Here is an 18,832-nt window from a genome sequence, read left to right as displayed (position 1 = left end):
CATACATCGGACGGCCACTAGTTGCCGTCATCAATCTCGAATTTCACCGTCACGGCAACCAGTATCGTCAGGACTTTATTCGCAAGGTCCACAAACTTGGCATCATCCAGTAAGGCTAAGTTCTCAACTGGGTAACCAATCAGTTTCTTCTGTTTTCCGATTTTGATAAATTTAATATATCGCTGATCTTTGCAGTTTGGCTGCGCGTTCTTAAATTAGGCAATATTTCTCAAGTTAGATTTGTTGGATTCGAGCTATCAGGCAAGTTTTGATTGATAGGCACTCTTATTTAAACGGGCTCTTGTTAAGAGTGAAATCCGTCAAAATACCGAATGTTGTTGCCTCGTCTCTGCTCGATCAATACTTGAAGTGCATGAGCTGCAGTGTTTTGACCGTTTGGTTCTTACGACTATTCGCTATTGTTTGAAGAGAGGGCTAGTGGTAAGCGAATGGCCCTGATACTTGGAGCCGGATGCGAATCGATATGATAATTCACTACGTGGCAATATGAACATAGATTGTTGGTCGATTGTGAATTGATAAATCTGTTTTATCTTCTCTGCGGTATCTCGTCTCCTTATTACGAATTGGGGCGATGTTTGGGATCGTTGTAAAATTTAAGTAACTTCAATAAAAAGGGAAGAGATGTGAACGGTAAAATCCTTGTAACAGGCGCGGACGGTTTTATTGGTTCCCATTTGGTGGAAGAACTTGTGAGCCAAGGCCGAGAAGTAAGAGCTTTCGTACTATATAACTCATTTGATAGCTGGGGATGGCTTGACCAAGCCCCAAAAGAGGTCAAAGCCGCAATCGAGGTTGTGTCAGGAGATGTGCGTGATCCGATCTGCGTGAAGAATGCTATGAAAGGGTGTAATGCAGTGATGCACCTGGCAGCATTAATCGCTATTCCGTATTCGTATGTTGCTCCACACTCATATGTGGATGTAAATGTTGCTGGTACCCTCAATGTGGTTCAGGCGGCTCGTGAATTGGGTATCGACAAGGTTATGCACACTTCAACAAGTGAAGTTTACGGCACTGCGCAGTTCGTTCCAATTTCTGAAGAGCATCCGTTGGTTGGGCAGTCACCGTATTCGGCAAGTAAGATTGGCGCTGATCAGATAGCTATGTCGTATTGGCGGTCGTTCGAGGTTCCAGTTGCAATTGCACGCCCCTTCAATACTTATGGTCCCCGGCAATCTGCCCGTGCAGTTATCCCGACCGTGATCACGCAGATCGCTGGCGGTCACAGAACCATTGAACTTGGGGCGTTAAGTCCAACCCGCGATTTCAATTTCGTAAAAGATACCGTGAACGGAATGATCGCCATACTCGACGGTGAAGCATCAATCGGAAAAACAATCAATATCGGCAGCGGTTACGAGATATCTATTGGTGATATGGTGAAGCTAGTTGCTGATATTATGAATGTTGAAGTGGAAATTGTTTCTAGGAACGAGCGCATTCGTCCTGAGGCTAGTGAAGTCGAGAGATTGCTTGCAGATGCTACAGTTGCAAAGTCCCTTTTGAGCTGGGAGCCTAAAGAAGTTGGCTATCAAGGCTTGAAACAGGGCCTCATAGAAACGGTGAATTGGTTTTCTGCGGTTGAAAATCTCTCCCATTATCGTATTGGCCAATATACAATTTAAGCAGGAGGTACTGACTTGAGTAGCCCTCTAAGCGATATGGAAATTAAGACGCTGGTTGGGACTTTGCGTGCAGCCCTTCCCAAAGGACAGGAAGCTTTCCCGCTGCATGAGCCGGAGTTCCGGGGCCGAGAATGGGAGTATGTGAAATCTTGTTTAGATGATGGTTGGGTTTCTTCTGTTGGGGCTTTTGTTGATCGTTTCGAACAGGACTTGGCTGATAAGTGTGGTGTTAAGCATGCGATTGCCACTGTAAACGGCACTGCAGCGCTTCATGCTGCCTTAATGGCAATTGGTGTTGTTGCAAATGACGAAGTTTTTGTCCCTGCTTTAACGTTTGTCGCTACAGCAAATGCAGTAGCTCATGCGGGAGCAGTCGCGCATTTTGTTGATTGTGATACTCAACGCCTTGGTGTCGACGTGCCTAAATTGGCTGAGTATCTTGAAGAAATTGCAATCAGGGATGGCGAAGGTCCGCATGGGCCTATTTATCGTAACCGCAATACAGGCCGTGTGTTGCGCGCCGTAATGCCCATGCATGTATTTGGCGTTCCAATGGATATTCAGCCGCTGGTCGATCTTGCAACGCAGTATGGCATGGTAATTGTTGAGGATGCGGCCGAAGCATTGGGGTCCACTTATCGGCGCCAACCAGTCGGATCTTTCGGAGCAGCTTCTGCTTTGAGTTTCAACGGAAACAAAATCATTACGACTGGGGGTGGGGGAGCTGTTCTAACGAATAGTGAGGAGCTTGCCAAGCGTGTTCGTCATCTCTGCACAACAGCAAAACGCGCTCATCCATGGCTTTATGAGCATGACTGTATTGGTTACAATTACCGAATGCCCAATATCAATGCGGCTTTGGGGTGTGCTCAACTAGAGCAATTGGACACTAGGATAAAGCTGAAGAAAAAGTTGGCTGGGGTTTATGAAAAGGCTCTTGAGGGCTTTCCTGGAGTTCAAGTGCTGCGGGCACCAGACGACTCTAGTTCAAATCATTGGTTGAATGCGATTGTTCTTAGACCGGGGACGTCCTCAGAGCAACGAGATCAAGTGTTGTTAGCCCTGAATGAAGCGGGGCTTTCGTGTCGTCCAGTTTGGAACTTAATGCACACGTTGCCAATGTTCGCAGATAATCCGCGCATGGACTTGTCCTGCGCGGAAGGTATGGCTATGAGGATAATTAATATGCCCAGTAGTTCCTATTTAGCGGAGGTAGCACATGACGCCTAGACGCAAGATTTGCGTGGTGACTGGGACGCGTGCAGAGTATGGGATATTATCCGGCCTACTGTTTGATATTCGTGATGACGATGAACTAGATCTACAATTGATTGTCACAGGCGCACATTTATCCGAGGAGTTTGGTAACACTTTTACTTTCATTGAGGATGACGGGTTTGAAATTACTGAGAAAGTAAATCTGTTGCCTGAGGGTGACACTCCGGCCATGGTGGCTGAAGCTACGGGGCGAGGAGTTATAGGGTTTTCTCGCGCTTACAGCCGGTTGGGGCCTGATGTTGTAGTTGTACTGGGGGACCGTTATGAAATTCTTGCGGCGGCTCAGGCCGCTATGCTGATGCATATTCCTATTGCTCATATTCACGGAGGTGAAACTACCGAAGGAGCGGTAGATGAGAGCATTAGGCATGCAGTTACAAAGATGGCACATATACATTTTACCTCAACTGAGCTCTATCGTAGGCGAGTGATGCAATTAGGAGAAAACCCTAAAAATGTTCATGCAGTAGGAGCCCCGGGCTTGGATAACTTCGTGAGAATTGATCTACCTGATCGAAAGGCATTGGAGCAATTCTTGGGAAGGCCCTTAAGGTCGCCATTAATTGTTATCACTTTTCACCCTGTAACTTTAGACCATAAATCCTCAGAAGAGGCTGTAGGGCCATTGTTTGGAGCCCTTGATCGTTTTCCAGAAGCGGTATGTGTATTCACCAAGGCAAACGCAGATGCAGGAGGGCGTCGAATAAATCAGGAACTCGAGAAGTATGTGCAGAAAAATCCAGATCGCTCAGTTCTGGTAAGTTCTCTAGGGCAAGCTCGTTACCTTGGATTGTTGAAAATTGCTGATGTTGTGGTGGGAAATTCTTCTAGTGGTATAATCGAGGCGCCGTCTGCGGGGGCTCCAACTGTTAATATTGGAGATAGGCAGAAAGGCAGGGTTCGTGCTGCTTCCGTTGTCGACTGCAAGGACACGCACGATGACATTTTTAGGGCAATACAATACTGCATGTCCGACCAGTTTCGGGAAAAGATTCAAGGAGGCTCCAACCCATACGGAGAACCGGGAAAAATTAGCCGCAACATCAAGAATATATTGAAGTCGACTGGGCTTGAAAGTCTTATAGTTAAGAAATTCTTTGATCAGAATGATTTTCCAGAAGAGAAAGTAGTATGAATTCAGTATATATTATTGCAGAAGCTGGCGTTAATCATAATGGATCACTCGATTTGGCTTTGCAGCTTGTCCAGTCTGCTGCAGATGCAGGTGCAAATGCTGTAAAATTCCAAACTTTCTTTGCGGAAAATTTAGTGACTAAAGATGCTCCACGAGCGAATTACCAGAAAAAAAATGATGCTCAAAACATTAGTCAGTACGAAATGCTGAAAAGACTTGAGTTAAGGCAAGAAGACCACTTTAAGCTGAAGGCTTATGCAGAGGAAGTCGGGATTGAGTTTTTGTCGACTCCGTTTGGCTTGGACGAACTAGAGTTCCTTGTAAAACGTGTAAAAGTCAAGAGGCTGAAGATGTCCTCTGGAGAAGTTACTAATGGCTTGTTGTTGTTGGAGGCCGCTCGAACAGGGCTGCCTATAATACTTTCAACTGGAATGAGCTCCATTGAAGAGATTTCTGATGCGCTAGGTGTGTTGGCATTTGGTTACTCTGCAAAAAGTGACGCAGCCCCGAGCATGTCCGCATTTATTCAAGCATTGAATAGTCAGCGTGGTCAAGAAATGTTGCGACAAAACGTTACGGTCTTGCACTGTACTACTCAGTATCCGACACCTGTTGATGATGTTAATTTGCGTGCTATGAGTACTTTAGCAGAGCGCTTCGGCTTGCCTGTAGGTTACTCGGATCACACGCAGGGAATATTGGCTTCTATTGCTGCTGCTGCCAATGGTGCTTTCGTACTAGAAAAGCATTTTACGTTAGACCGCGGTATGAATGGTCCAGATCATGCCGCATCATTGGAGCCGGATGAGCTCACTGATCTTGTTTCCAGTGTGAGGTGCGTTGAGCGTATGTTGGGGGCAAGAGAAAAGGGTTGTAGTGTCTCCGAAGGGGAGAACATAAAAGTGGCACGGAAAAGTCTCGTAGTTAATAAGTCGATAAAAAGGGGGGCGATCTTCAGATCAGAACACTTGGAGGCCAAGAGACCAGGAGGAGGGCTCTCGCCTATGGCTTTGTGGGACGTTTTGGGTAAGCCGGCAAATCGGGATTATCTTCAAGACGAACAAGTGGATGCCATGTTAATCGAAGATGTAGACCGATGCAAAATGTAGATCCAATAATTCTAAAGCCAAGTGACAAAATCGAAGAAGCTGTCGCTATACTTGATTCGCATCCAGCTAGAATTGTTCTGGTTGTAAGTGATGAGCGAAAATTACTTGGAACAGTGACAGATGGAGATATTAGACGAGGAATTCTAAGCAGAATACCATTTGAATCGTCGGTATCTGCTGTAATGAATTCTGCGCCGACTACCGCCAGTATACTGGATGACAAGGAACGCTTACTAAGCATGATGGTCGATAAGGTTCTTCGGCATGTTCCTATCTTAGATCAGCAGGGGAATTTAGTGGGCGTGGAAACACTTGATGATCTGCTTCATAGCAAAAAGATCCCTAATATTGCGGTTATTATGGCTGGGGGGCGGGGAAAAAGACTTCGGCCAATCACGGATTCTATACCCAAGCCAATGGTGCCTGTCGGCGGAAAGCCAATGTTGGAGATTATAATTGACCGACTTGCAAGTGAAGGTTTCGTTAATATCGTCATTTCGTTGAACTACAAAGGTGAGATGATAAAGGATTACTTCGGTGATGGAAGTACGCGGGGGCTAAACATTGAATATGTAGAAGAAAATGCCCCTCTTGGTACCGCTGGAGCTCTTTCCTTGATAAATAACGATATTAATGAGCCATTTCTGGTTATGAATGGTGATGTGTTGACGCAGGTAAATACGCGTAACTTACTTGATTTCCATCATGCACATCCTTGTATGGCTACGATGTGTGTGCGAGAGCATTCTTATGAGGTTCCGTTCGGAGTTGTGAATGTCGAAGGGCACAAGATATTGAAAGTGGAAGAAAAGCCTACATCCAAGTATTTGGTTAATGCGGGGATTTACCTGCTCGACCCTAAGGCCCTAAATTTTATTGAGAAAAACAATTATCTGGATATGCCAACTTTATTTGAAAACATAAGAAAAGAAGATTTTCCGACTCACGTCTTTCCAATCATGGAGGCATGGAGGGATGTTGGGCGTCCAGATGATTTGGCTCTTGCCAATGAAGAGTATTTGGATGGTTCTATGTGAATTGGTGTAAAGTAAGATGTTTGATAAAAATAAGAAAAGAATTATTGCCCGCCTTGATGTTAAGGCGCCTAATTTAATAAAATCTATCAATCTAGAAGGCCTCCGTAAGTTGGGTAGCCCTGCAAAATTTGCTGAGAAATACTATAAAGAGGGTGTTGACGAAATTATATACATGGATGTTGTTGCAAGTCTTTATCAACGTAACGGTTTAGGTGATATTGTAAAGCTGACGACAGAAAATGTGTTTATACCGATTACTGTTGGTGGAGGTATTCGGACGGCTGAAGATGTCGAAAATATGTTGCGTTGCGGTGCTGATAAGGTAGCCATTAATACGGCTGCGGTTAGTAGACCAGATCTGATTTCTGAGTTGGCTAATGTATATGGGTCTCAATGTATCGTGATTTCTATTGAAGCTAAGCAGACAGCGTCAGGGGAATGGGAGGCATACACGGACAACGGGCGAGAAAAAACTGGGCTCGATGTTGTCGAATGGGCAAAAAGAGCAGCTTCTTTAGGTGCTGGAGAAGTTTTGCTAACATCTGTTGATCGAGAAGGAACTCGCAAAGGCTTCGACATAGAACTCACGCGTAAAGTGTCTGACGCTGTGAATATCCCAGTAATCGCTAGCGGTGGAATGGGCAGTGTCAAAGATATGATTGACCTTTTTGGTGCAGCTAACCCGGAAGCCATTGCTATTGCAGACATGCTGCACTACGAACGTTTAACTGTTCAAGATATCCGAAGAAGCGCATTAGATTCTGGTATCCCAGTGAGGAAAATTTAATGGCTGAACTTGTTATCGTTAATTACGATGCCGGAAATATTCGCAGTGTTGAACGTGCCGTGTCTGTTTGTGGAGGCACACCTGTATTGTCAAGTGATCCTGAGGTCATTTCTTCAGCAAACCTTTTAATTCTCCCCGGTGTAGGGGCATTTGGTAAGTGTATTTCTGCATTGCGCTCGAAAAATCTCGATAAGCCGATCCTGGATTATGTGAGAAGTGGTAAGCCAATTTTAGGTATCTGTGTTGGAATGCAAATGTTGTTTGATGGCAGCTGGGAGTTTGGTTTCCATAAGGGGCTAGGGCTAATACCCGGAGAGGTAAAGAGAGTGCCGGAAGAAAGTGCAGATGGTACATCGCACAGGGTGCCTCATGTTACGTGGCAAGAACTTGAGCCAAAACATCAGCCATGGGATGATAGTGTCCTAGATGGGATCCATTTCGGTGCATCATGTTATTTCATCCATTCATACGCGGCTTTTGTCAAAGATGAAAATGATGTGTTGGCCACCTGCTCTTATAATGGTGTCGAATTGTGCGCTGCCGTCCGGAGGGGCAATCTATATGGCCTCCAGTTCCATCCTGAGAAAAGTGGTTCTGTCGGATTGAAGATCATTTCAAACTTTATTTCGTTGAATGAGGCGCAATGATGAATATTGCCATTGTGTCATGCATTTTTATGTGATGGAGAAAACGTGAGTAATAAATCGGTTTATTTGATTGGGGCCGGACGTATGGGAAGATCCCACGCTCAGGCTGCACTCGAGCTTGGATACTCTTTGCAGGGAGTTTGCGATCCAAGGTTGGAAGCAAGGGATAGGCTAGGAGAGGAATTTAATGTTCCGCCTCAGTATCGTTTCGCTGAGGCATCTGAAATGCTCGAAACTCTGGATGCTGCGGATTTGGTAATTGTTGCAACCACAGCAGACACGCATTGTGATTTGGTATGTCGTGCAGCCAATGCCTTTGCGAAGGCCGTATTATGCGAAAAGCCGATGGCTGTGTCTCTAGAGCAGTGCGACCAAATGATTAAGACGTGCCAAGAGAAAGGGACTAGATTAGCGGTTAACCACCAAATGAGGTTTATGCCTCAATATAAGATAGTTAAAAGTATTCTTAATGATGGTCGCTTGGGGGAGTTGACTTCGATGAATGTCGTGGGGGGGTGTTTCGGGCTAGCTATGAATGGGTCTCACTACATTGAAGCGTTTAACTTTCTAGCTGATGTTTGGCCATCGAGGGTATCTGCGATTTTTACTGGCGTTGCTTTTCAAAACCCTCGAGGTCCTCAATATTTTGACCAAGCAGGGGATTTTTATTTTACGTCGGAACAAGGTCAGCGACTTAGCATGAGTATTGGGCATGATCAAGGGCATGGTATGACTGTAATGTATGCTGGAAATTATGGTCATATATTTGTTGATGAGCTTCAAGGAGAAGTAATAGTTACCAGTCGATTAAAGGAGCATCGGAATCAACCGCTAACCCGCTACGGAATGCCTTGGGCGCGTGAGACAATCTCTTTCCCGCAGTCCGATAATGTTGAGCCAACTAGAAAGGTTATCGCGGCTTTGATGGCTGGTGAAGGGTTTCCTTCTGGACAAAATGGTCGGAATGTTGTCGCATCTTTAGTCGCCGCCTACCACTCAGCGTCAACCAATGGGCAATTTGTTGATGCGGTATTGGATACAGAAATGACCAGGAAAAATTTCCCTTGGGCATAGGTTTAAGTCAAATTGGCCAGCCTAAAAGCATATTCAGAAGTATTTTTCAGGTATAAGTGAGATGCTCAACAATCAGCGCATCGTTTCTTTAACCCCTGCTAGAGGGGGAAGCAAATCGGTGCCTTATAAAAATCTGTTCTCGTTAGGCGATAAACCTCTTTTAGCATGGCCGTTAGAGGCCGCCTTTGCCACTCCTGAGATTGATGATGTTTATGTGTCAACTGATGACGATAAAATAGCATCAGTTGCAAAAGATTTGGGAGCAAGGGTTCACCTGCGGCCTGATGAGCTCTCTACAGATACAGCTTTGGTTATCGACGCGGTACGCCACTTTTTCGAGATGAAGGTGGCGGAATTCGAGCCGCCAGATATTATCGTCTTGCTTGAAGCTACATCACCGTTTCGGTCCGCAGGGCTAATATCAAAATGTTTGAAGCGAATGTTTGACGAGGATTTAGACTCCATCGCTACTTTCAATGAGGCATCAATCAACCCCGAAAGATGCTGGAAGCTTGATGGTAGGGGGGTACGACCTTTTATAGATGGCGCAATACCTTGGAAACCTCGCCAACAACTGTCGCCAGCTTACCAGTTGAATGGTGCTGTTTATGCATTTCGCCCAAATCGACTGCCGCCAGAAGGGCCAAGTATTCTTTTCGGCAAGATGGGGGCTGAGGTTATATCCGCCGATAGCGTAATAGATATTGATGACAGAAAGGACTTTGTAATTGCAGACGCCTTACTCCAATCCCAAAGAAGCAACGAGCCTAGCTGACCTGCTTTCCTTGAATGGGCGAGATGCGCTCGTTATCGGGGGAGCCGGCCTACTTGGAGGTGAGATATCTTATGCATTGGCCGAACTCGGCGCTCGAGTTATCGTAGCAAGTCGAGACCGCCAGAAATGCCAAAGTTTTGTGGATCAAATGACGGAGCGTTTCCCGGGGGAGCACAAAGCGTTAGACGTGGATATTACAGACCGATCATCAATTGTGTCGTTGTGTGGGGAAGTTGCTGAGATTACGGGCGCGGGCCTGGATGTTTTGGTAAATACTGGGTGGTCCGGCCGTAAGAATACGTTTGAATCTATTTCAGACGACGATTGGGATCTTGATATAGAAGTTTGTTTGAACGGTGTGTTTCGTACAATTAAGGCGGCAACCCCTCTACTTTCAAAGAGTAAGGGAGTGATCGTTAATATCGCCTCAATGTACGGGCACGTGGCACCTGATTATCGTATGTACGATAGTGACCGTTTCGCGAACCCACCTAGCTACGGTGCAGCAAAAGCAGGAGTTATTCAGCTTTCAAAGTATTTAGCAAGCTTCCTCGCGCCTCAAGGAATTCGAGTCAACTGCATTAGCCCAGGGCCATTCCCCTTCGAGAGTACGCAGCGTGAAAATCCTGACTTTATTGCCCGCCTTGAAGGGAAAAACCCAATGGGAAGAATTGGTAACCCAATTGACATTAAAGGTGCTGCCGCACTGTTATGCTCGGATGCAGGTGCGTATATTACGGGGCAAAATATCTGCGTGGATGGTGGGTGGACCATATGGTGACGCGAACGGGAATGATTGGCTTCAGTGAGGGTAATGGCCATCCCTTCTCATTTTCTGCTATTATTAACGGATTTGACCGCGACGGGTTTAACAGGTCAGGTTGGCCAGTAATATTAGAGTATCTCGATAAGCAGCCGAAAGAAATGTTCGGTATCGGTGACGCAAAGGTTACATGTGCTTGGACACAAAAGCCCGATATCACGACAAGACTTTGCGCTGCTTGTGGGATTGATATGGCAGTTGATCATCCTTCAGACATGCTTGGGCAGATTGATGCTTTGATAATTGCACGAGACGATTGGAAATCTCACGCAGCCTTGGCAATGCCTTTTTTGCAGTCCGGGATACCCGTTTTTGTTGACAAACCTTTAAGTCTTGACCCATCGGAACTTCGTGATTTCTGGCCTTATCTTTGCTCCGGTTTGTTAATGTCAACATCTGGAATGCGCTACGCAATAGAACTGGACCAGATAGTTGCTAGAATGGATGATATAGGTGATATTCGGTTTGTTTCGGCTGCGGTGCTAAATGACATCGAAAAGTACGGCATTCATATGCTGGATGCCGTGGCCAGTATTGGCCTGAAACGGCCTGTATTGATGTCTCGTGCAGATACAGCTCATCAGTCCTATGACATCCAGTATGAAAACGGTGTGGTGTTGCGTCTAGATTGTCTAGGGGCTGTTGCCAAAACTTTTCACCTAAATGTATATGGCAGCGCTGGTAATGTCCGTGTCGAACTCGCTAATAATTTCATGGCTTTCCGCCGGACGCTCCAGCATTTCTTTAAGATGGTTGATGAGCGAATACCTCCTATCGAACCTGACAGTCTTCTTGGGACTATGAACCTAATTCGGCAAGCTCAAGCTATGTCCCCTTCAGAAATGATGGAGGTGTCTAATGCCAAATCATTTTGATTTGAGTGGAAAAACTGCATTGGTTACTGGTGCTGGTGGGATTCTTGGAAGAGGGTTCTGCACGGTTCTAGCGGAATATGGTGCGTCAGTAGCTTTGGTGGACGTGAACATGGAGATAGTTGAAAAGGCATGTCAGGAGATTCGAAAAGATATTCCAGATGCGACGCTTCTGCCTTTGGTGTGTGACGTTGCAGACAGCAATAGTGTCGCCTCAATGGTGTCAACCGCAATTGAGGCTTTTGGCTCGATTGAAATTTTGCTCAATAATGCTGCAAGCAAGGCGGAAGATTTGAACGCATTCTTTGCGCCTTTCGAGAAATATGACCCAGAGCTATGGCGTAAAATAATGGCCGTCAATATTGACGGCGTGTTTTTGGTAGCCCAAGCTGTTGGTGCTCAGATGGTAAAACAGGGCAGCGGTGGTAGCATCATAAACACAGCTTCCATTTATGGTGTCTTGGCGCCTGATCAAAGAATATATGAAGGATCAGAGTACATGGGGGTTGGTATTAATACCCCTGCCGTGTATAGCGCTTCAAAAGCGGCTGTAATAGGGCTCTCGAACTATCTTTCGACCTACTGGTCTGAGCACAACATTAGGGTAAACGTCCTGTCGCCCGGTGGCGTTGAAAGTGGTCAAAATGAAACCTTCAAGCAGCGATACAGTGCACGAGTTCCACTAGGCAGAATGTGCAAAGACAATGAATTGCACGGTGCATTATTGTTCTTGGCATCTGATGCTTCAAGCTATTTTACTGGGCAAAATGTGATTGTTGATGGTGGGCTGTCAGCCTGGTAGGAAGCTGCTGAAGAACAGAATGCTTTAGTCGCTTGTCAAAAGTTATTCCCTCTGGTTCCAAACTAAATGTTGAATGAAGTTATTAGATTGTAGTGAAGGTACCCTCCGCAGCTTGAATGCAGTAATGTTATTGGCTGAAGGTAGCGGAAATTAAATTGCAGCAATAGGCATCTGATTGTCATAGGACAGTCAAGCATACAGTCTAAGCGATTGATGACCAGTTCACAAATTTCTTCAAAGAAGCAGTTTGTTAGCAGCCTGATAATTCTTTGTTTGTGCGGATAATCGGTCACCTTGCTAGCCCGTGCCAACAAAGAGGATTCCGGACTAACCTGAACCAAGATATGCCGCATGTTGTTATTGTGGACCTAATGGAATTGACGGATGCAATTAGCAAATTGTAAACCGCTGTGTAATCAAATTAAAACAGGACTGAAAAATGGATATCCTTCCGTACCCGAAGCCAGTTGATATATCTCAATATGCACCGGACATTTCTGAACCGGAACAGTTTTATGGCTTGCCCTCGGATGTGGCATTCTGCAAGTCCTGTACTTATAGCAATCAGAAACCAAACTCTGATAAAGAATATAAGCACACAAGGGCGTCGAATAAGCCGACGGTCGCATTCGATGAAGAAGGGATTTGCGCTGCATGTAATATTGCAACAAAGAAGCAGAACGTAGACTGGGAAGAACGAGAGCGACAATTACGTGAACTATGTGACAAATATCGCCGCAAAGATGGTGGCTACGATTGTTTGGTTCCGGGCTCTGGCGGAAAAGACAGTTTTTTCGCTGCACATAAGTTAAAGTACGAATACGGAATGAACCCGCTTACTGTTACGTGGGCGCCTCATATTTATACAGATTGGGGATGGCGCAATTTTCAGGCTTGGATACATTCTGGGTTCGACAACTATTTGTTCACCCCGAATGGTCGAGCTCATCGTTTGCTCACGCGCCTAGCCCTTGAGAAAATGTTCCATCCTTTCCAGCCATTCATCATGGGACAAATGTATTTCCCGCCAAAAATTGCGGCTCAGTTGGGAATTCCTCTGGTGTTTTATGGTGAGAACCCAACAGAGTATGGAAACGCGTCAGCGGCGGATGACAAAGCAACGAAGGATTGGGAATTTTTCTCCAGCCCTGATGATTCCCAAATCCATTTTGCAGGTACATCTGTTGCAGATTTAAAAAGCTCATTTGGTTTGAGTGAACATGACTTGATGCCCTATATGCCACCAAACCCGGAGCTATTGCGACAAGCAAACGTAGATGTTCACTATCTGGGATACTACATCCCTTGGCATCCTCAGGAATGCTATTATTATTCAGTTGAGCATGGCGGCTTTGAGGCTGCTCCGGAACGTTCGGCTGGAACCTACAGCAAATATAGTTCGATTGACGACAAGATCGACGACCTTCACTACTACACTACTTTCATTAAGTTTGGGATTGGTCGTGCGACCTATGACTCATCTCAGGAAATCCGCAATGGTGAAATAGAACGGGACGAAGCTCTTCGTTTAGTTCGGCGTTTTGATGGTGAATATTCAGAGCGTTTCCAAAACGAAAATTTTGAATATTTGAGCATTAACCCTAAAGAATTTCCGATCGCATCCCAAATGTTTGAGCATCCGGAGATGAACAGAGAATATTTTGAGCGGCTAACGGATACATTTCGATCTCCGCATCTGTGGAAATTCGAAGGCAATCAATGGAAGTTAAGACACGCCGTATTTGATGGCATCGCGTGATCAGCATACCAAGAACTAGACGAGTAAAGTGAAATGGCGAAACTGCTAAAGTTTCTGGGACTGGCTCTATCTCCGGTAGGACTGGCTTTCGTTGCACGCGAGATTTCTGTTCGGTGGGCTCAATTCACTGGCTTTATACTTCTAAGTTTTGTTGCAGCAATTATTGAGATGACCGGTGTTGGGTTGGTATTTCCTTTGCTCGTTGTTATTGTTGCTCCGGAACGGCTCTCAAGTATCCCTTATCTTCCCGGCGTTATTGATTATCTGGGGATAGAGACCGAAACGACGTTATCGATAGCAATTATCGCTCTAATCGGTTTCGTCATGGTTGGGAAGAATGCTTATATGCTTCTTTTCAATTGGGTTCAGATGCGTGCGCTAGCCAGATGGAAAGGGCAATTGTCGCGAAGGTTAATGAATGTTTACTTGTTTTCCGACTACAGCGTGCATCTTGCTAAAACGAGTTCAGAAATAATTCGTAATATGGCTTTAACAGCTGCTGTCTACGATCAGTTCATCGCCCCCTTTATTGCGTTGCTAGTCAACATAGCGATACTGTTTGGTCTCTGTGTCCTGTTGGCTTTTGTGCTTCCAGCTGAGATGTTACTAAGTCTTATACTGATCGCGTTTACTTCCTGGGCCTTGTATGCATTAATGCGAGGCCCATTTGAGAAAATTGGGGCTGAATTGAATGAGTTATTCAAAGTCCGTCAAAGTATCATGCGACAATCAATAGGTATGATCAAAGAAACAAAATTGACAGCGAAAGAGAAGTTCTTCTTGGATGCCTATACGTCTGTTGAATTCCGTAATTTTGGGAGGCAGGCTCGTTATAACTTTATGGCCACTATCCCGCCTTTAGTGACAGAAGGTGCCGTGATTGTGGGTATTCTATCAATTATTACTTATGTGATGTTCTTCAGTCACCAAGAACAGCCAGGGTTAGCTATCCTCGGGCTCTTAGCGGCTTCTTTTTTCCGGTTAACACCAGTAATTAATCGTATTCTAAGTTCCTTACAGTTAATGAATATGAGTAACAACTCAGTTGATATAATTGCTAATGAATTAGAGGATCTTGAACGAAAAATTTTTAAGCCATCGGAAGAACCATCTCCTTTGCCATTCACGGATAACATCTCCTTTGAGGATGTGGCTTATTCTTATCCAGAAGCAAATGGATGTGCTGTAGACGGAGTAACCTTCCAACTCAAGAAGGGGGAAATGATCGGAATTACTGGTGCCTCAGGCGCAGGGAAAAGCACATTGGTAGCTCTGTTAATGGGCCTTGTTTCTCCGAAGCACGGCACAATTTCAGTGGATGATGTTAGCCTGGATAGCCATAGCTATCTAAGGGCGTGGCATAAGCATATTGGTTTTGTCCCTCAGTCAATTTTCATAATAGAAGACTCCGTTGCTCGCAACATTGCTTTTGGTGAAGACATTGAGAATATTGACGAGGAACGAATTTGGAAAGTTCTCGACATCGTTCAGATGACCGAATTTGTGAAAAGTCTGCCGAATGGCATACATGAGTTTGTTGGTGAGGACGGGGCCCGTTTCTCAGGCGGTCAGAGACAGAGGCTTGGCATAGCAAGGGTGCTTTATGAAGAGCCGAACTTACTGGTTTTTGATGAAGCTACATCTGGATTAGATTCTGCTAATGAGAGGGCTTTTAGTGAGAGCCTCTCGAAAGTGAAAAACAACTCGACCATAATTATGATTGCTCATAGGCTTAGCACACTTAGGGACTGTGATAGAATTATAATGCTGGATGAAGGCAAGGTTTTGGATATCGGTCCATTTGATAAATTGTATGCGAGTTGTTCTTCGTTCCGTTCGCTTGTTGATCTGTCTCAAATGAATGTTTCTAAGTAGCTGGCCGTTGAAATGAACAATGCAAGTATTAAAACAGTTGCAATTGTGCCCGCGCGAGGCGGGTCAAAGGGAGTACTACGTAAGAATTTACGTGACTTATGTGGGAAGCCATTAGTTTCCTATTCTATTCAAGCGGGACTGGACGCATCTTTGGTAGATGCTGTTTACGTGTCGACAGAAAACGAGGAAATTGCGGAAATCGCAAAAAAATCTGCAGCAGGACTTATTCCACGCCCGCAAGAACTGGCATCTGATACAGCTCAAAACGATGCTGTTATTGCTAATGCTCTTGAGTGGTTGAATGCCACTGGAATATATCCTGATAACCTTGTTTTATTGCAGCCAACTTCGCCACTAAGAACCGCAAAGCATATTGATGAGTGTCTTGAAGCCTTCAACATAGCAGGTGCTGCATCTGCTATGAGCGTTTGCCATGTCTATCATCATCCCGGAAAGTGCCTCGTCATCAATGATCTTGGGATTCAACCATTCACAAATGATTATGATATGGAGGCGCGAAGACAAGATATGGACGATGTTTATCAACAAAATGGTGCTGTCTATGTGGTTAAAACTGAGGTGTTTAGGAAAAGGCGATGTTTTTATTGTCGGCCGTGCATTCCCTACCTAATGGAAAGGCGTGTAAGTATTGATATTGATAACGAAATAGATCTGAAGATTGCGGAATTGACTTTGCTTCAAGATAGGGAGACTGTGGGTGAAAGAAGCGGCTTATAGAAATCACCAACACTACATTAATGAAGGATGGAGCAGTGAGCCCAAAGAGACATTCAAGTCTTTAGCTCGGATTATTAAAAGGTATAGCGAGCATCAGGATCTTAATCTACTGGACGTAGGGTGTGCTACAGGAGAATTGCTTGGTTTTTTATCCACAGAATTCGAATGCTACCGTCTAGTTGGGGCGGATATCACGCAAGGTCTACTGGATACGGGGGCAAGACTTCTTCCTAAAGCAGAGTTTGTTTTAGCATCTGCGCTAGATTTGCCTGAATCGTTTGCAGAGCAGTTTGATGTTGTTACATCAATCGGTTGTATGTCTATATTCAATGAATCTGAAATCGAAAGTTTCTGGGAGAACTTGTTTGCGGCAGTAAAACCAGGAGGACTAGTTATTGTTTTGTCTCCTCTGAACGAGTTTGGGGTGGATGCAATGATCCGCCATCGAAAACGACAGGAAGGAGAACCCGGATCTTGGGAGACTGGCTGGAATATCTTTAGTCAAGAAACTATAAGTGAAATTGTGGCAAACCATAGCGTTGACGTAAAGTTTGAGAGATTTCGTATTCCATTCGCTATTGAGCGTCGTGACGACCCAATCCGTACATGGACTATGCAAACCGAAAATAAAGATTTACAGTTAACAAATGGTCTTAAGCTCTTGATTGACCATTGTTTTGTGGTTGCTAGGAAGAGTGTAGTGTGATTTTTCCGACTGGATAGCTGCCTAAGTGGTCGATTTGTATTTTTAATTTCGGATGTTGTGTTTAGGAGAAGCCTTAATATCTGACACGTATACATTTATATCTTATGTATTGAGAAAGTAGAACTCCAAGGTCATTAGCTTTCGGCAAACCTTTAGATAGACAAACTCAATCCAGCGTTTGTAATGCTGTCTAGAATGTCCTTGTTTGGAGTTTGGACATGTATTTGCATCACGAAGCTACCTCTTAACACACATAGTTGAGTAAGGATGAGATTTTCCATGCAAAGTTCACCTAAATGTATTGAGGCTTTAGTGCATGCCTAGTTCTGATCTTTACGTATTCTCTTCATTCGCATCCTTTGGTCTCCACAGATTGATGATGCAACATTCCGTCGCGCACGGAAGAATGTCTGTGGCGTTGTATACGGGAACCAATGAACGAGATTACCAAAGGATTCAGGCAGATATAGCTGAGCTTGGCATAAAAGTTTTATTTTTTGAAGGGATCGTTGAAGCTCAACCATTTCCCTCGTTATTGGCAAGTCTTCCTGAGATAATAAATTCCAATTTCATAAAAATGGTTTGTTTTCTCTTGTTAAAGGAACCGCGTAATGCCTTTGGTCTGCGACGGCTTTTTGCCCGGCGTAAAGCAGCAGCTAGAAAAGTACTCGTTGAACAAGAAATTACGGCTGTGGTATGTAGCGAAGATGGTATTAGCGGAGATTTGCCTTTTTTCACTGTTGCAAGTGAAATCGGAATTCCAGTGATTGATGTCCCATATGGAAATGCAACGGAGTATGATTTTGATGTATCCCTGAGGCAGCGGGAGCGGGAAGGAGCCATTATTCTTCCGGGCGGGAAAACTTTAGGACTTCTAAAGATTTTTGCTAGGAATTGGTTGAAGAAAAACACGTATCCCAATGCCATATTGTTTCAACCGGAGTATATAATGGCGCTGGAATCTTTGGATATAACCTTAGATAATGCTTGGATTGTGCACGGCGGGCGCAGTGACATCCTTTGTGCCGAAAACAAGGTTGCGACTCGCCAGTACCTTGCGGAAGGAATTCCCAGAGAGAAGATCAGAGAAACAGGAACACCATATTGTGATGTGATCTTTGGTTCTCTTCCAGTCCCTAACGTTTCCGGAGTTAAGTTACTAAGGCCTGAGAAGATCAACTCTCATGAAACTCGTATTTTAGTATCTTGGCCACCCAGTTACCACGAGACTTATCCGGGTGCTAGTGAGTTCGATAGCTATCTCAATATGAGTCGGAAAATATTTGAGTTTTTGCGCTCTCTGCCAAACACAAACTTGACCGTATCCTTACACCCGGCATGTGATCCGGAAGTCCTGGGCTTGTTAAGAGAATTGGAAATTAATGTTTCGGAGGAGTACGTAGTTTCTTTGATTGCGAAACATGATGTATTCACAACTTATTTTTCGAGCACGATCAGGTGGGCTCTGGCATGTGGAGTACCGGTAATAAATTACGATGCTTATCGGTTGAACTTAAAAGCGTATGACGATGCACCAGGGTTTAAAAATGCAGAAAGTTTTGATGTTTATTCGCAGATGATTGAAAATATTACTTCAAACAATGAACTCTATGTTGATTTGTCGAGTAAGCAAATCGACAATGCAAGTGAATGGGGAGTTCTAGATGGGAAGAACATTGAGAGAATTTTTGCCGAAGTGGACAGTTTGAAATCTGAGAGGGCCCGAAGCTGATGACATATCAAGCATCTTTCAGTCTTCGTGCGAT

Annotated in this window: 17 protein-coding genes; all 17 read left to right on the top strand. The window is 44.7% G+C overall.

Annotation, left to right across the window (positions count from 1 at the left end; genetic code table 11):
* Window positions 1-647 precede the first annotated feature (647 nt).
* A complete protein-coding gene (locus tag JF44_RS0109020; RefSeq protein ID WP_033068661.1) occupies window positions 648-1,649 on the top strand; it encodes an NAD-dependent 4,6-dehydratase LegB in 1,002 nt (333 codons plus the stop codon).
* A gap of 15 nt (window positions 1,650-1,664) precedes the next feature.
* Window positions 1,665-2,879: a LegC family aminotransferase gene (locus JF44_RS0109015; RefSeq protein ID WP_238318408.1), complete on the top strand. Its 1,215-nt coding sequence runs from the start codon at window positions 1,665-1,667 to the stop codon at window positions 2,877-2,879.
* Complete coding sequence (gene neuC / locus JF44_RS0109010; RefSeq protein ID WP_033068659.1) at window positions 2,869-4,062, top strand: UDP-N-acetylglucosamine 2-epimerase; 1,194 nt, start codon at window positions 2,869-2,871, stop codon at window positions 4,060-4,062. The genes JF44_RS0109015 and neuC overlap by 11 nt, the downstream gene beginning before the upstream one ends.
* Entirely contained in the window at window positions 4,059-5,171 is a 1,113-nt protein-coding gene (gene neuB, locus JF44_RS0109005; protein WP_052065678.1) for an N-acetylneuraminate synthase, read from the top strand. Before neuC ends, neuB begins: the two co-directional genes overlap by 4 nt.
* Window positions 5,159-6,208 carry a nucleotidyltransferase family protein gene (locus JF44_RS0109000; protein ID WP_033068658.1) on the top strand — a complete coding sequence of 350 codons (1,050 nt, stop codon included), beginning with the start codon at window positions 5,159-5,161 and terminating at the stop codon, window positions 6,206-6,208. The genes neuB and JF44_RS0109000 overlap by 13 nt, the downstream gene beginning before the upstream one ends.
* 16 nt (window positions 6,209-6,224) lie before the next feature.
* Window positions 6,225-6,995, top strand: coding sequence for an imidazole glycerol phosphate synthase subunit HisF (gene hisF / locus JF44_RS0108995; RefSeq protein ID WP_033068657.1), 771 nt, complete (start codon window positions 6,225-6,227; stop codon window positions 6,993-6,995).
* Entirely contained in the window at window positions 6,995-7,642 is a 648-nt protein-coding gene (gene hisH, locus JF44_RS0108990; protein ID WP_033068656.1) for an imidazole glycerol phosphate synthase subunit HisH, read from the top strand. The genes hisF and hisH overlap by 1 nt, the downstream gene beginning before the upstream one ends.
* A gap of 45 nt (window positions 7,643-7,687) precedes the next feature.
* Window positions 7,688-8,716, top strand: a complete 1,029-nt coding sequence (locus JF44_RS19920) for a Gfo/Idh/MocA family protein (protein ID WP_156111639.1) — start codon at window positions 7,688-7,690, stop codon at window positions 8,714-8,716.
* Between the two features lie 61 nt (window positions 8,717-8,777).
* The gene (locus JF44_RS0108980; RefSeq protein ID WP_033068655.1) at window positions 8,778-9,491 is read left to right on the top strand and encodes an acylneuraminate cytidylyltransferase family protein; all 714 of its coding nucleotides are present in this window, start codon (window positions 8,778-8,780) and stop codon (window positions 9,489-9,491) included.
* Window positions 9,445-10,272 carry an SDR family NAD(P)-dependent oxidoreductase gene (locus tag JF44_RS0108975; protein WP_052065674.1) on the top strand — a complete coding sequence of 276 codons (828 nt, stop codon included), beginning with the start codon at window positions 9,445-9,447 and terminating at the stop codon, window positions 10,270-10,272. The genes JF44_RS0108980 and JF44_RS0108975 overlap by 47 nt, the downstream gene beginning before the upstream one ends.
* Window positions 10,266-11,189 carry a Gfo/Idh/MocA family oxidoreductase gene (locus JF44_RS19915; RefSeq protein ID WP_052065673.1) on the top strand — a complete coding sequence of 308 codons (924 nt, stop codon included), beginning with the start codon at window positions 10,266-10,268 and terminating at the stop codon, window positions 11,187-11,189. Before JF44_RS0108975 ends, JF44_RS19915 begins: the two co-directional genes overlap by 7 nt.
* On the top strand, window positions 11,173-11,988 hold the full coding sequence (locus tag JF44_RS0108965; RefSeq protein WP_033068654.1) for an SDR family oxidoreductase: 816 nt from the start codon (window positions 11,173-11,175) through the stop codon (window positions 11,986-11,988). Before JF44_RS19915 ends, JF44_RS0108965 begins: the two co-directional genes overlap by 17 nt.
* Before the next feature lie 439 nt (window positions 11,989-12,427).
* A complete protein-coding gene (locus tag JF44_RS0108960; protein ID WP_033068653.1) occupies window positions 12,428-13,747 on the top strand; it encodes an N-acetyl sugar amidotransferase in 1,320 nt (439 codons plus the stop codon).
* Between the two features lie 33 nt (window positions 13,748-13,780).
* On the top strand, window positions 13,781-15,622 hold the full coding sequence (locus JF44_RS0108955) for an ABC transporter ATP-binding protein (RefSeq protein ID WP_033068652.1): 1,842 nt from the start codon (window positions 13,781-13,783) through the stop codon (window positions 15,620-15,622).
* 12 nt (window positions 15,623-15,634) lie between these two features.
* Window positions 15,635-16,360: an acylneuraminate cytidylyltransferase family protein gene (locus tag JF44_RS0108950; protein WP_033068651.1), complete on the top strand. Its 726-nt coding sequence runs from the start codon at window positions 15,635-15,637 to the stop codon at window positions 16,358-16,360.
* Entirely contained in the window at window positions 16,341-17,066 is a 726-nt protein-coding gene (locus JF44_RS0108945; protein WP_033068650.1) for a class I SAM-dependent methyltransferase, read from the top strand. The genes JF44_RS0108950 and JF44_RS0108945 overlap by 20 nt, the downstream gene beginning before the upstream one ends.
* 412 nt (window positions 17,067-17,478) lie before the next feature.
* Window positions 17,479-18,798: a hypothetical protein gene (locus JF44_RS0108940; protein ID WP_156111638.1), complete on the top strand. Its 1,320-nt coding sequence runs from the start codon at window positions 17,479-17,481 to the stop codon at window positions 18,796-18,798.
* Window positions 18,799-18,832 lie beyond the last annotated feature (34 nt).

Source organism: Thalassospira australica (assembly GCF_000763295.1).
GTDB lineage: Bacteria > Pseudomonadota > Alphaproteobacteria > Rhodospirillales > Thalassospiraceae > Thalassospira > Thalassospira australica.
The sequence above is the reverse complement of the archived record's forward strand: the minus strand, read 5'-3'. Positions and strand labels throughout refer to the sequence as shown.